The 14,318-nt window shown below is 39.9% G+C and carries 11 protein-coding genes; 7 read left to right on the top strand and 4 right to left on the bottom strand.

Annotated features, from left to right (window positions below; translation table 11 throughout):
• The 4 genes from PTE_RS11345 to ada all read right to left on the bottom strand — a co-directional run bounded on the left by PTE_RS11345 (position 1) and on the right by ada (position 6,232).
• A complete protein-coding gene (locus PTE_RS11345; protein WP_036846399.1) occupies positions 1-2,415 on the bottom strand; it encodes a type I restriction-modification system subunit M in 2,415 nt (804 codons plus the stop codon).
• A gap of 524 nt (positions 2,416-2,939) precedes the next feature.
• Positions 2,940-4,184 (bottom strand): cytochrome P450, encoded by a 1,245-nt coding sequence (locus PTE_RS11335; protein WP_036846397.1) that lies wholly within the window; start codon positions 4,182-4,184, stop codon positions 2,940-2,942.
• A 45-nt stretch (positions 4,185-4,229) separates the two neighbouring features.
• Positions 4,230-5,132: a DNA-3-methyladenine glycosylase family protein gene (locus PTE_RS11330; RefSeq protein WP_036846597.1), complete on the bottom strand. Its 903-nt coding sequence runs from the start codon at positions 5,130-5,132 to the stop codon at positions 4,230-4,232.
• Between the two features lie 17 nt (positions 5,133-5,149).
• Positions 5,150-6,232, bottom strand: coding sequence for a bifunctional DNA-binding transcriptional regulator/O6-methylguanine-DNA methyltransferase Ada (ada, locus tag PTE_RS11325; protein WP_110742878.1), 1,083 nt, complete (start codon positions 6,230-6,232; stop codon positions 5,150-5,152).
• A 152-nt stretch (positions 6,233-6,384) separates the two neighbouring features.
• On the opposite strand from ada, the gene PTE_RS11320 reads away from it, so the two are divergent.
• The 7 genes from PTE_RS11320 to PTE_RS11290 all read left to right on the top strand — a co-directional run bounded on the left by PTE_RS11320 (position 6,385) and on the right by PTE_RS11290 (position 14,064).
• Complete coding sequence (locus PTE_RS11320) at positions 6,385-7,317, top strand: alpha/beta hydrolase family protein (protein WP_036846395.1); 933 nt, start codon at positions 6,385-6,387, stop codon at positions 7,315-7,317.
• Positions 7,318-7,981: 664 nt separating this feature from the next.
• Entirely contained in the window at positions 7,982-8,287 is a 306-nt protein-coding gene (locus PTE_RS11315) for a hypothetical protein (RefSeq protein WP_036846393.1), read from the top strand.
• A 700-nt stretch (positions 8,288-8,987) separates the two neighbouring features.
• Positions 8,988-9,278 carry a hypothetical protein gene (locus tag PTE_RS11310; protein WP_036846391.1) on the top strand — a complete coding sequence of 97 codons (291 nt, stop codon included), beginning with the start codon at positions 8,988-8,990 and terminating at the stop codon, positions 9,276-9,278.
• A 587-nt stretch (positions 9,279-9,865) separates the two neighbouring features.
• A complete protein-coding gene (locus PTE_RS11305; RefSeq protein ID WP_051477372.1) occupies positions 9,866-10,966 on the top strand; it encodes an amidinotransferase in 1,101 nt (366 codons plus the stop codon).
• Positions 10,967-10,973: 7 nt separating this feature from the next.
• A complete protein-coding gene (locus tag PTE_RS11300; RefSeq protein WP_239002472.1) occupies positions 10,974-11,933 on the top strand; it encodes a fatty acid desaturase family protein in 960 nt (319 codons plus the stop codon).
• A 62-nt stretch (positions 11,934-11,995) separates the two neighbouring features.
• Entirely contained in the window at positions 11,996-12,850 is an 855-nt protein-coding gene (locus tag PTE_RS11295) for a 2OG-Fe(II)-dependent halogenase WelO5 family protein (protein WP_198539114.1), read from the top strand.
• A 332-nt stretch (positions 12,851-13,182) separates the two neighbouring features.
• A complete protein-coding gene (locus PTE_RS11290) occupies positions 13,183-14,064 on the top strand; it encodes a DMT family transporter (protein ID WP_036846386.1) in 882 nt (293 codons plus the stop codon).
• The last annotated feature ends 254 nt before the right edge of the window (positions 14,065-14,318 follow it).

The following is a 14,318-nucleotide window of genomic DNA, read 5'->3' as shown; positions in this document are numbered from 1 at the left end:
TCACCACGCCAGCCCCATCGCTTTCAAATGCTCTGCGACTTTGTCGCTTAATGTTTCCACGGACTGGGTTAACGTTGGCAGTGGTTCGGCATAGCGCTCTTCCAACTCTTTAACCCGGTTAGCTAACTGTTGGATAATATGCTCAATTTCGGCTTTGATATTGGCTTGCAGTGTCGCCAGCCATTTATCTTGTACGACTAACATCTTGATTTCGTCGTCTGTCAAAGTGGGGTAATGTTTAGCCACGGTGATATCCAGCTTGTCCTGTGCTTCTTTGAGCACTTTTTTTGCATCGGCTTCCTGCTCAAACAGAGATTTAGCCTGTTTAAGCACAGCTTTTTCTTCTTGATCGTTGGTCATTTTCAAGCGAGCGGTAACGCTGGCTTTTGTCACTTTATCTTTATCGTTCAGAGCATCATTCAGTAAGCCGTCATCACCGGAGTGCTCTTCGATAAAGCTTTCTAGTTCTTGTGTGGCGGTATCCATATCCGCTTGAAGTTGGTTGATGTGGTTCTGCTGTTGCTGGAAGTAATGAGTGACAATCAACGCTGGTGGAATAAGTTCTGCTTTATATTTAGTTTTATTGATAACCAAATCTGGGGTTTCCTTCAGCTTTTCACCTTTCTTCGTCATCAGTTCACGCAGCACTTTACCTGCACACCAGCCATCCTGTATCAGCACATAGATATCGTCTTGCATGGTATCTGCCCAGTAGTCCATCAGAATCTGATAGACATTGTATTTGTCCAGCAGATCGGTATTGGCGTACTTTTCCAGCAGCACTTCAGAGGTTTCATCAATCAACTGCTTGGGATTATCACCCCTGCGGATCTCCTGCAATGCAATTTGAGCGATCCAGGATTTGAAAGGCAGCAGGCTGCGGGCAGCGAAATCTTTAAACTCCTGATGTTCCAGAATGGTCGATTTGATCTTATTGGCAGCGATCAGCGCCTGACTATAGCCTTCGCGGGCATCGCTAAACAAAGTGGCGCGGATGCTTGGGAATACCTGCCAGTAATGTTGTAGCGCATCAATATCACGGTTTGGTATTCCACCTTGCAGATGGGCACTGAGATCGTGCAAATCTTCCGGTTCGCTGGAATCGATATAACGCGGAATATTCAGGTTATAATCGTTATCAGCAATCTCGTTCAGAGGCACCATGCGGCTAAAACGTGGCAATTTTCGCTGGTGATTGAAGACATCCACAATTTTGTGAATGTCCTGACTACGCAGACGGTTTTTGTTGCCATCCTTCATAAAGCCTTTACTGGCATCAATCATAAAGATGCTTTTGCGACTGTGCGCATGCTCTTTATCAATCACGATGATGCAGGCTGGGATGCCGGTACCGTAGAACAGGTTGGCAGGCAAGCCAATGATGCCTTTGATATAGCCCTGCTTAAGCAGGTTTTCGCGGATACGGGCTTCTGCGTTACCACGGAACAACACGCCATGAGGCAGAATAACCGCGCCCTTACCAGTGCTTTTCAAACTTTTAATGATATGCAGTAAAAAGGTGTAGTCGCCGTTCTTCTCCGGTGGAATTCCCCAGGTAAAACGGTCAAATTCATCTTCTTTCGGGTTAATCCCACTGGTCCAATTTTTGTTGGAGAAAGGCGGGTTAGCTACCGCAAAGTCAAAGGTCTTGAGTTTACCGTTGGCGTCTTTCCACTGTGGATCGCTGATGGTGTTGCCCTTCCAGATTTTTGCGGTGGCATTGTCATGTAGAATCATGTTCATGCGCGCCAAAGCACTGGTGGCGTTATCCATCTCCTGACCGAAGATCGACAATCCGCGGGGTGCTTCATCGCTGGCTTTTAACAACAGAGAACCAGAACCACAGGTGGGATCGTAGACCGTTGCATCCTGAGGTGTGTTGGCATTGATGCCAAGAACTTTGGCCAGAATACGCGAGACTTCTGCCGGAGTGTAAAATTGTCCTTTGCTTTTCCCTGATTCTGTAGCGAAGTGGCGCATCAAATATTCATAAGCATCGCCCAGTAGATCGTCGCCGTCTGCACGGTTGGCTGAAAGGTCGAGACCTTCAAAAATCCCGATCAGCTTAGACAGGCGATCGATTTTTTCCTTATCTTTGCCAAGCCGGTCTTCATCGTTGAAGTCCGCAACATCAATAACACCTTTCAGATCGTTTTCTTCGGCGAGTGCATTGATAATTTTGTTAATCTTATCGCCAACCTCTTTGTCGCCCTTCAGTGCCACCATATCGTCAAAGCTTGCTCCCTTCGGCACTACAATCATGCCGTAGGGGTTGCCTTTGTATTTGTCAGAGACATATTTCATGAACAGCAGGGTGAGTACGTAGTCTTTGTACTGGCTGGCATCCATACCGCCACGCAGTTCATCACAGGAGGCCCAAAGGGAGGAATAGAGTTCAGACTTTTTGATTGCCATTGTTGTGTCCGTTAAATTGCATATCTTACTGAATTATTTGCCAAAGCTTTGGCGTACGTAGGTCTACTCCTTTGCAAAAGTCTTTCTACGGTGTACTGATCACGAGGGCTTCTTGCAAGGGTGAGTTTGATGCTGTTGTAGATTCCTTGTTCGCTTATATTGCACCTGATAATACAGGCGTGATAGATAATCTAGCTAAATTAGATAAAAAGAGGCTGGATATCAAGAAGTGTCTATGCATAGGGTTGAAGAGAGGAGAATGTTTCGTTATGTCACCTGCCTTGGGGATAGGAGAACTATTTGTAAAGTCGTTCTAAATGGCTGCGTCAAATAATAGATCATTTGAGGGAACTCAATCCGGTTTGAGCGATCTAATCAACGGCTAAAAAGAAAACATCAACCCAACCGGACTGAGTTATACCAATCATAGCATTTACTATCCCGTGATGAACGACGACTGATGCAAAACTCAGGATAATCACTGCACTCTGTAGATAGCTCCTGCCTATGATAAATAGTAATATCTATCCTTTCAAATAGCCGAAAGACGTTGTCAGTGGCAACACATCCAATGCTCGCAACATCCGGTTATTTTGTTGCCATTGCCCTGGTGCGGCCATGACAAATGGCGGCAAAATACGGAGCATAGCTTCACATGTACTTTCTGCTTGAAATTGAGCCAGTAATTGCCCAATACACTGGTGTATACCAACACCAAATCCCAAATGTCGCTGACCGTCTTTTCTTCCCATAATAAAACGTCCTGCGTCATTGAATTGTTGCTCATCACGATTTGCTGCCCCGAGACAAAGTAATACGCTATCCCCCTCTTTCAGTGTTCTACCGTGGAACGATAGAGGCTTAAGAACAGTACGGCGTGCCATTTGTAGAGGTGACTCATAGCGCATGGTTTCCTGAACGGCGAGTCGTATCAATGCCGGATCCTCACGGAGACGTTGTTGAAGGGTTGCATCCATTGCGACCTCCTGAATCAGGTTACCAATAAGCGCCTCGCCCGTTTCACTTCCGCCTATTATGAGCGTGATGCAATCTGTACTGAAGAAGTGCCTCAATGCATCGTGGTCTTGGTGATACCCTAATGAGAGGGCTGTAAAAAACAGCGATTCTCGGCCTGCAAAATGCATGTTCAACAACTGGTTGAAGAGATCATCTAATGTTTTCATTGCTTTCATCATCGATTGCAGGCTTGCAAATGTAATCTCACTGGGGTCCAACAATAGACGGATACTTTGCTTTTCTTGAGCGATGATCTCCTGTTGTTCACTTGTCAGGTTAAGCCAACGAGCAAAAGTGCGGGGCCAAATCAGATTGGCTAACTGCGCGATACCATCAAATTGGTTGTTCCCCTTTAGCGCTTGAACAACCCGTATTATTTCCTCTTGAATCAGTTGCTTTAGCGATTGGTAACATGTGCCGCTGAACAGTGACTGTAATGCCTTCCTATGCACATGGTGGGCATTCCCCTCCTTGAACAGTAAAGACCTCTGTAATAAGTTTTGTAGTGATTGGTTTAACATGATTTGTTGGCGCTGAAGCTCAGTCAGCAAATGCTGTAGAATATCAGCGTTACCTAAGCGAGGTTCTTTCATCGCATAGCTGACATCCTGATAACGAGTGAGTACCCAAGTATGTCCAAGCCGCAAGATAGGCTGATGCTGTTGCATATGCCGATAGATTTGATACAAATTCTGAGAAAATGTTGGAGAAGCAGGGTTAAATCGTATCTTATTTTTAGTTGCAATATTCATCAAAGTGCCTTCCTCCTCTGAGTTGAACGGTCATATCTATCATTATCAATACCCTGCACTCAACTCTTGCCGCCATAAATGTGCGGCTAATAGGGCTTTCCAGGGAACGAAATTTGCCAGCCATTTTTCTGCTTGTTCTGCGGAAACTTTCTCATTCTGGTTGATTAGCCTCTGGATATTACGTCTTACTGCGACATCACCATGTAATGAACCGTTCAGGTAATTAAATCCCCGCAATAGGGCATAATTAATGGTCCACATACCAATGCCTTTTATCGCCAGCAGATTATGGGTTAATTGTTGAATATTCTGTTCACTATCAGAGATTTCTAATATTAATTCGCCAGATTCAATTAATTGACTTAAAAGGAGTAGCGCTTTGGCTTTGCTGACAGAAAACCCACATTGGCGTAATTCATCTTCTGAACGGTTGATTATTTGTCTGGGGGTTGGAAAGCACCATAACCCGGAAGAATGCTGAACCCCCATTGCCTGAATAAATCGTCTGCGAATAGATATAGCAGCACTGACGCTGATCTGCTGACCAATAATAGCCCAGCTTAATGCTTCAAATGGGGTTGCTGACTGATAAATTCTTAAACCTGATTGTTTGGAAATAAGTGAACCAATAATCGGATGTTCTTTATATAAAAGCTCAAATAGATGAACAGGTTGTAAAAGCCCTAACATATGAGAGGCTAAAGCCGGCAGGCGATCATCTGCGTTTGTTATTGTGTCGCCATCAATATCGAGTTGTATCTGTGCGATTGTCGAATCAATCGCTATGATTAATTCAGCCGGTTTTCCATCCCAGCAGATCCCTTTTCTGACCTTATTCTGTTCGACAATTTCAGCGATATTTTGTTTATCCCTTTGGTGAAAAGCGAAAAAATCGTGGGTATGATAATTATCGGGTAATGTGATTTTTGTTGATAAAGTGGTTTTCATTTTAAAAATCTCAAATGTCACAGCAATTGTTTTTTCTCATATGCCAGCAGTACTTTTTTACGTTCAATCCCCCAACGATATCCCGATATTGAGCCATCAGTACGTACTACCCGGTGGCATGGAATCGCCACAGCAAGTTTGTTGACGGCACAAGCATTTGCTACCGCCCGAACAGCTTTAGGATTACCAAGGTAATCAGCTAATTCCTGATAACTTATTGTTTGACCCATTGGGATTTTCTCTAGTGCCAGCCAGACTTGTTTTTGGAATGTACTGCCTTGAATATCCAGGGGCAGGTTAAATCTTGGTTTAGGCTGTGCAATAAAGCCGACGACGTAAGCCATCGTTTTTTCAAAATGACTGTCTCCACCAATCAGTTCCGCTGCGGGAAACATATCCTGTAGTTTATGGATAAGCTGCTCCGCATCATCACCCAAGGATATAGCACATATTCCTTTATCGGTCTGCGCAACAAGAATTTCCCCAAGGTGACAGGTGCCGATAGCAAAACGGATAGTATAGCCTTTGCCCCCTTTTTTATATTGAGAAGCGCGCATGCCTAATATATTTTCAGCCTTTTCATAAAAACGGCTATTAGATCCATATCCGGCATTGTAGATAGCATGAGTAACGGAATCCTTTGCTGCGATGAGGTTATGGCGCAGCCGTTTTTCTTGGTGTAAGTTGGCATATTGTTTGGGTGTCAGGCCCGTCTGTTTTTTAAAAAGCCGGTGAAAATGAAACTCACTGAGTTCAACCTGAGCAGCCAAGACTTTTAAACTGATAGGTCTATCTGATTCTTCAATTAATCGGCAGGCTTGAGCAACTTTTTGAATATTCTGCTCGTCAAGCGATTCTGAGTTTGGATGACAGCGTTGGCAGGCTCTGAAACCAGCTTGTTCTGCTGCCTGCCATGTATCCTTGAATAGAATATTTTCAGGTTTGGGAAAACGGGCAGGGCAGGATGGGCGGCAATAGATACCTGTCGTCAATACGCAATAAACAAACGGAATATCGGGTTCAGGGCTTTTATTGAGAATGTCTTGCCAACGGGGATCATCTAATGTTCTCTTTGCCTGAGGGCATTTATCGCTTTTCATTACGTATCTCCAGGAAGTTGGCGTTGTAGTCATTATAGTTAGGAATTAAGGTAAGAAAACTCTGAACCTTGCTTTCAAATTCTAAAAATTTTTCTGACGGGAACAATATTGACAGTTTGTGGTCTTTAATATGTCAGCTAAAGGAGAGATTAATGAAAGCATATGGTTTTAATTTACGACAGCGAATCCTGGCGTCTGTTCTGGTTTTTTTATGTTGTATAAGCTCTGTTTACTCAGATTCGCATAAACAGTTTTTCCGTCATGATGGTAGTGAAATAACTTACTATCTCAAGCAAAGAGGTGGAAACAACTTATTGGTACTGATACAAGGTTCTGATTGTAACAGTATCGCTAATAATAAATTTGTGAATGAAACATTCAGTGATATTTATCCGGATACTGATGTCTTAACTGTAGAGAAATATGGCATTAATGCCTCTCTCCCCTGGTCTGATGCGGTGGAACGTTCGGATTGTCCTAAGGCTTACATAAGATCAGATACGCCAGAACAGCGGGTAAAAGATTATATTCAGATTATTGGTTATCTAAAGAATCAAGATAAGTATAAGAAGATCATTGTTTTAGGGGGAAGTGAAGGGGCTATAGTCGCCAATTTAATGACATCACAAGTTAATTATATTGATAGAACGATTGCGCTGAATGGGGGTGGTCAGTATTTCGCTGATGATGTTATTCATAGTATGAAGAGTGAGGTCCCACCAGAGCATATCAATGAGGCTATTAAGGGATTTAGAGCGTTCCAGAAAGAAATACGTACCGATCATCATGTTGGTGAACTGGAAATGAGTAATCATGGCGTTAACTGGTGGAAAGTCTCGCTCGGTATTAATCAATATAAAGTATTAAGTCAGACGAAAAGACCTATTTTGATTATTCAAACACTGAATGATAATTCCGTCAGTGTGAGTGCAGCTATAGAAATGGAAGCGCAATTAAAGAAAAATAATATTACCTTCTATCAATACCCGGGACTAAGCCATAGATTTAAAGATAGAGAGGATGTTTTGCAAGTCACTCCTATCGTTGAAGACATCAGAAATTGGTTATCCAGGGCTTCTGGATAAGCGTTTGTGATTTAAAGGGTGTTAGTCAGGCCGTCTTGTAATAAAGCGTGGTATAATTAATATTGATACCACGTTCTGATAGTATTATCTTGGGATTGTATTCGTTATTAATTCTATATTTATTTTGAGTCCAAAAAACTTATCTTACGACAGATAATTGTATTTAATGCAAAAATTAAATTAGATATAAATAACAAAATGGTCATTGATAGGCTGTAATCAATTTAATAATATAACAATTGCATGATCTTTATTTTATCTTCTTGTTATAATCACAGAGTGAGATGTGATATATAATATTGCCAATAAAACACCACATTATTAATTTCCCGCTTGTAATTCCCATGAAATATAATATTAAAATGTTATGAGCTATTTGTTGTTTGTTAATAAAATATTGATTTTAAATAATTAAATTTATTTTTGTATTTTATTGACAATACATTAATGGCATCTATAGTTATATGTATTAGATAAAGCGTTAATATGGCATCAAAAATGCTGTGTATATTATCTAAATGCTGGATAAATTCCTGATGGGCACTTATTTTCTAGTGGAAATGGTCACAATCTTATATTGCAAAAATGAATAGCTTATTGTTTGTATCCTGAAGTCATATAAGTTATTTATCAATTAGTTACATTAAATTTTGGAGTTTATATCATGATAATTAAGAAAGATATTTTGTTACATGAAGAGCTGCTTGTAGATGATGAACTGAAAGTGGGTAAAGTAGAGAAGGTCTTAGTTGATATTCTGTCACCCAGTTCAGTTATCGTTAGTCTTAATATTTTAGGCGTGGTTGAAGATTTTCATCTATTACTGGTTGATGGTGACAAAGATAAAGAGAAGATTGTGCTGCTCTATCTGTCTCTTTTACGTGTTCTTCATGAAAAATTAGATATAAAAGTAAAAGTCGCAAAAAGTAAGCTGGCGAAGCTGAAATATATAGTAGGTGTAGAGATTTAATAAGTATTGATTAAACCTCTGAATGAGTGCGTGGAATCACAGATTCTGTAGAATAATTTAATTTAGTTTGAAAGATATAATCAGATAGAGCTGGTTTTATTCAAATTATAAATATGTTTTCTACTAAATGCACTTAGTCAAAGGCAGAATGGTAATATTATCGTTCTGCCTTTTTCTATTTGGATTTATCATTAGGGAATAAAATAATAATTTTTGGTGGATTTGTATAGTAAGTAAAATATAACTCCACGAACAATACATTGTTTATAATTTCTATGATTTATTTTTTAATTCTGTGATTGTACCAATAATTTTACCTTTTTAAGGAAGATAATAAATATCTAGGTAGATTATTATAATTTATACATGTAACTATTAGATGTGGAAAAAGTTAATGATATATCAATGTTTTAATATGAAAGATCTGCATTTCTGTTTTTTGTGACAATGTAGACGTATTTTTAAATTAAGCTATCACTTTTATTTGACAACGTATGAATGGCATCTATAGTTATATGTGTTAGATAAAGTATTAATGTAGTATTAAAAATGCTAACTACTATATCTGATGCGTAGATGACCTATCAAGCATATTGATTTTATAGTAGAAGTGTCCTCTATCTTATATTCCACAAGTAAACAGTTTGTTGTTCTGTATCTTGGGTAATATAAATTCATTTATTACATTATGGAGTTTGAAATGAGCGAGCAAACGCTAGATTCGAGTCAAGTAGCTGCTGTCGAATTTGATAATCAAAAAAATCCAAGAGTTATTGTAACTACAAACCTAGTGGGCCAGACAGCCAAGAAAAAGTATAGTATATATTGGGAAGACGATAGCGATCCTAAAGCCAATGATCATTCGTTAGTAGTTTATAACATATTGTTAGCGGCTATGTCTAATCAGAATCTTCATATATCAGGAAAATATGAGTCCTCTAGTATTTTAGGAGTTGACGGTATGATAAAAACTTTAACTATAAAAGCATAAAATCCGTAATAATTAACTAAAAGCAGGCCAATAATATTATTGGCCTGTCTTCCTCTATTGGAATCCATCATTAGAAAATAAAACAAAAATATCTCATAAATAAACCCTATTTTATTTACATATGGTAATATTTTATAAGTAAATAATAATGTAGCAAACAATAACATGTGCTCTATTTCACAGTGCTTAAATCTAATACCTTTACAAATTTGAATGTCTATATATTATTGTGGGCAGGTAAATTTATAGCGTCAGTTTAGGTTTATAAAAGCACGGTGGAATTATAATGTTGTTGTCGTATATTATTGCAGTGATTTAATATTTCATAATGAAAAAATAAAATTTTTAACTGTGTATTACCGTTTTTAATAAAAAAATTATAATTTGTTTCTGGGTTTATTAAACCTGAAAAAATCATAGCCATTTAATTTTTCAAACTGTAGGGATAAGTAGAGCCATCATATTAATCATTACTCATATTTAAACTAAATTCTTTCTGAGAAGTCACCATTGATGGCGATAGGGTCGCAATTAATACAGTTGTTACAGTTTTAAGGCGACATAGTATTAAAATATCAGGAGACGACATGCTTGATTCAAATTTAATAGATAGTAACAATAAAATTTCTTCCCCAGTTAATTCTTTTAACGAATGGGATCCTCTTGAAGAGGTGATCGTCGGTGTTGTTGATGGTGCCAGATTCCCTTCCTGGCATATGTCTCTGGAGTCTGTACTACCAGAAAATCAAGTTGCTACTTTTCAACGGCATGCTGGCCGGTCATTTCCACAAGAGCAAATTGAAGCAGCTTCCAGGGAATTAGAAGAGTTTGTTCATATTCTTGAAAGCGAAGGGGTAACAGTACGTCGGCCAGAACCTCAGGATCAATCTCTGGTATTTGGTGCACCGGGCTGGAGCAGCACCGGGCTATATTGTGCAATGCCCCGTGATGTGCTGTTAGTTATTGGTGATGATATTATTGAATGCCCGCTGGCGTGGCGCTCCCGTTATTTTGAAACGGCGGCGTATAAGACTCTACTTAAAGATTATTTTAAACAGGGCGCGAAATGGAGCTCTGGCCCAAAACCACAGTTGATCGATGAACAATATAATTTCGAATGGGATCAACCTAATGGCAAAGATCGTGTTCCTCTTGCTGTGACCGAGTTTGAACCGACATTTGATGCTGCGGATTTTATCCGGTGTGGGCGCGATATCATTGCGCAAAAAAGCCATGTCACGAATGAATTTGGTATCGAGTGGCTTCGTCGTCATTTAGGTGATGATTATCGTATTCATGTTTTTGAATTTAATGATGATAGTCCTATGCACATTGATGCCACATTTGTTCCTATGGCGCCAGGGAAACTATTAATTAACCCGAAAAAGGTGTTAAAAGTTCCTGAGCTGTTTAAAGGATGGGATGTGCTGCATGCGCCTGAACCGGTTATTCCTGACAACCATCCTCTGTATATGACCAGTAAATGGATCAACATGAATATTTTAATGCTGGATGAGAAGCGGGTGATTGTTGAAAAGCAGGATGAACCCATGATCGCGGCGATGAAACGTTGGGGCTTTACGCCGATTCCATGTAATTTCAGGAACTTTAACTCCTTCGGTGGCTCCTTCCATTGTGCAACAGTGGATGTAAGGCGGCGCGGAAGTTTACAGTCTTATCTTGACTAGGAGAGTAATGATGGCTATCTGGAAATATTCCGCTTGGGATGCAGTCATGTTTATATTAAGCATTTCGCATACGGTAGCCACGGTTACACTCGTCATGTATTGGGATCATTTCACTATTATGGGGTGGTTAGTCAACATTGTGCTTCTTACACTGATGACAACTTACAACATAATAGTGATATCGCATTTTTTCACCCATACTCCCTGGTTCGTTTCTCGTGTAATGAATGGGTTTGTGTCGATACTGAATTCAATGAATATTGGGCAGTCTGTACAGTCTTATCACCTGTCCCATGTTCGTAATCACCACAAATATAATAACGATCGGGGAGTAGGTGAAGGCGGACCTTTGGATACCTCTTCTACCTTTATAAATGGCAAAGAAATTGGGGAGCATAGTACTCTTTGGAACTATTCTGTCCTTGGTGCAGCATCTACCTTTTATAGTAGTTTTGTGCGTATGTGCTGGTCTCTATTTATCTGGCACAAACCACTTAGTAAAGCCGATAAAGGGTATGAAAAACTTCTTTCTAATGCCAGAACCAGTAAAATTAAAGAGTTATGGCAATTGAGGTTAGATAGATTGTTCCAGGTGGTGTGGATTATTATCTTATTCACTTTGTCCTGGAAGTGGGCTTTATTTTGTTATTTACCCTCTCTCTATTTTGCCTTTGTCCTGGTTAATATTCAAAACTACTACGAACATTATGGTGCACAGCCGGAGAACAGATTTGCAAACTCAGTGAGCTATTATGGACGTATCTATAATTTATTCATGTTTAATGATGGTTATCACCAAGAGCATCATATCTCAGGTGGCACCCACTGGAAGCTGTTACCTGATTTACGCAGGAAATATTCAACCCAGCTCGCTGCGCAGAAGAGGATTATTAGTCCAGTACCTGCGATATTAGGTTTTTTACATAGGCGTAGATCTCTGCTGCACAGATTTATAAGGCAAAAATAATCCTGGTTAATCAGGACAGGTTTGATGGATAGCCCGACGAATTTACTATTGGGGAGTCTGTTATGATGCAAGAAAGATCCGGCATTAGAGGAACAAAGCTGGCAGAATCAGAATTTACTGTACACGAAACGTTGAACGATATATCAATGGATGCGGTTTCTGATCTTTTGAATGGTCACCTTGCGGCTTGTCGAGTTCGTCATTTTCTTCCACCAGAACAAAGAAAGAAAATAGTTGAAAATTTTTGGCGTTCTCCAGCTCGCACTCCCCGTTACGGCAAAGGTATTGATGGTGTTGAAGGGTATTTTATTGGGGCATCTCATATTGAAAAAGATACCCGTCAATATATAGAAGAAGCCGAAAATTTCCGTCCGACAATTAGTGAGATGTTTCAGGATACAATCAATCCAATGGATAATTTTATTAAGCAATTCACTAATAACTCACAGGTAACACGTCCTGCCATGTATCATGGTGTCGCTGCGGGTAATGTAAAAATTGTGTATTGGAATAATTTCGGCGAATTCCTTTTATTACCTCATGATGATCTTGCACCGTTGAGTGATCCGCGCCAGAGTGATTTTGAGATCCAACAAATTAATCGTGTCATGGCGGTAAATTTTTACGCTGACGTTCCTCAAAATGGGGGGCAATTAAAAGTATGGAACATTCAACCCGATGACCAATCACGTCGTGCCCTTGGTTTAACTTACAGCGGTTATCCATATCCACCTGAATTATTGGAAGATCATGCAAGTATGGTGATTAATATCGAGGCGGGGGATTTGGTATTGTTGAATGGGAATTTAGTCCATGCGGTATTGAATGGTAATGCTACCTCTTCACCGGAACGGCGTTTACTGGTGACCTGTTTTATGGGATTACAGCAAAATGGTGATCTTATTTGGTGGACATAGGTATGTTCATGACGTTGAAAATTTTTCATGGCTATTTGACCATAGTGGAATATTCGTCTACATTTAGAAACGACTAATGTAAGTGTTAGAAGATGAAGACAATGCTATTACCCGCATGCACACTGATTTCACCTGCCAGGCTAGTATTAGCCGAAGCATATGTGTGCATGCGTTTTGCTTTCATTTCTCCTCCTGCTGCTCCACCACCCCCGTTATTATCCATAACTGTGTAATATGCCCATCTTTGAGAGAGGGTTTATATTCAAGTGTTGCCAGATTTGGCTGGCTGCGTTGGTTTGAGTACGTTAAATGTCAGACAGGTGTAAATTCCTATGATTTCTAAAGCTCAATGGATCTCTTATAGCTCGACTTTGCTGTTTGTCTTATTGTGGAGCAGTGGTGCGATTTTTTCTCGATGGGGACTTGATCACAGTACCGCATTTGCCATTCTCACGATGCGCTTTGCTATTGCGCTTATTTTTTTGATATTTCTGGGATTATTATTCAGGCGTAATCGCCATTGTCTGCCTGTACACGGCACACGCAAACAGATAGCCGGTACCGGTGTTTTATTAATTGGCGGCTATTCTATTTGTTATTTTTTTGCTTTGGATAATGGGATCACGCCTGGGGTTTTGGCGACAGTGATGGGAATTCAACCGATTATCACACTGCTGGTGATCGAACGCCGTTTTTCGATTGTACGTTTAGCGGGTTTATTATTAGCGTTACTGGGCTTGATATTAGTGGTGTATCAAAGCCTGGTGTTGTCTCGGTTTTCCTTTGCAGGTATTACTTTTGCCTTAGCAGCATTGGTTTGTATGAGCTTTGGTGCGATTTTACAGAAACGAATTCATCAAGCGCCTTCAGCGGTTTTACCTCTGCAATATAGTGTTAGCTTACTGCTTTGCTTACTGTTTGTTCCTTTCCAGCCTTTTGAATTTCAACTGGTGCCTGGTTTTATTATTTCATTATTATGGCTTGGGTTAGTGATTTCCGTTGTCGCTCAACTATTACTTTACCGGCTTATTCAGCGTGGTAATTTGGTGAATGTAACAAGTTTGTTTTATCTTGTTCCTGGTGTTACCGCCATAATGGATTATTTATTTTTGGGAAATTCGTTACCGGCTCTAAGTCTGCTGGGTATGGCTGCTATTTTGTCAGGACTTGTATTGGTCTTTCGTACCAAGAAAATATCTCTTTCCACTCAATAAAGCTGTGTCGCCGGGTCGCAATTAGCCCGGCAATAGCCTTTTCCTTGATGCCATTATTAGTTCCAAAATAATTGCCAATATGATTTCGCTGATCTGGATGAGTGTCCGCAGTCACTTTGTATTGCTCCTTATATATTAAATGATAATGGCTATCACTTGGATATTGACTATTTCCGTCTTACAGTATTGCTCGCATGCGTAATCTAACAGACTGCATATATATGCTCTGTTTTTATAACCTTGAAATAAGGAAA

It is taken from the genome of Photorhabdus khanii NC19, from assembly GCF_000517265.1.
GTDB lineage: Bacteria > Pseudomonadota > Gammaproteobacteria > Enterobacterales > Enterobacteriaceae > Photorhabdus > Photorhabdus khanii.
This window is presented reverse-complemented; position numbering and strand designations above follow the sequence as displayed.

Coding starts and splice junctions, on each gene's coding strand:
- PTE_RS11320 (WP_036846395.1), top strand. CDS start 6,385: ATGAAAGCATATGGTTTTAATTTACGACAGCGAATCCTGGCGTCTGTT.
- PTE_RS11345 (WP_036846399.1), bottom strand. CDS start 2,415: ATGGCAATCAAAAAGTCTGAACTCTATTCCTCCCTTTGGGCCTCCTGT.
- PTE_RS11290 (WP_036846386.1), top strand. CDS start 13,183: ATGATTTCTAAAGCTCAATGGATCTCTTATAGCTCGACTTTGCTGTTT.
- PTE_RS11305 (WP_051477372.1), top strand. CDS start 9,866: ATGCTTGATTCAAATTTAATAGATAGTAACAATAAAATTTCTTCCCCA.
- PTE_RS11335 (WP_036846397.1), bottom strand. CDS start 4,184: ATGAATATTGCAACTAAAAATAAGATACGATTTAACCCTGCTTCTCCA.
- PTE_RS11310 (WP_036846391.1), top strand. CDS start 8,988: ATGAGCGAGCAAACGCTAGATTCGAGTCAAGTAGCTGCTGTCGAATTT.
- PTE_RS11295 (WP_198539114.1), top strand. CDS start 11,996: ATGATGCAAGAAAGATCCGGCATTAGAGGAACAAAGCTGGCAGAATCA.
- PTE_RS11300 (WP_239002472.1), top strand. CDS start 10,974: ATGATGGCTATCTGGAAATATTCCGCTTGGGATGCAGTCATGTTTATA.
- ada (WP_110742878.1), bottom strand. CDS start 6,232: ATGAAAAGCGATAAATGCCCTCAGGCAAAGAGAACATTAGATGATCCC.
- PTE_RS11330 (WP_036846597.1), bottom strand. CDS start 5,132: ATGAAAACCACTTTATCAACAAAAATCACATTACCCGATAATTATCAT.
- PTE_RS11315 (WP_036846393.1), top strand. CDS start 7,982: ATGATAATTAAGAAAGATATTTTGTTACATGAAGAGCTGCTTGTAGAT.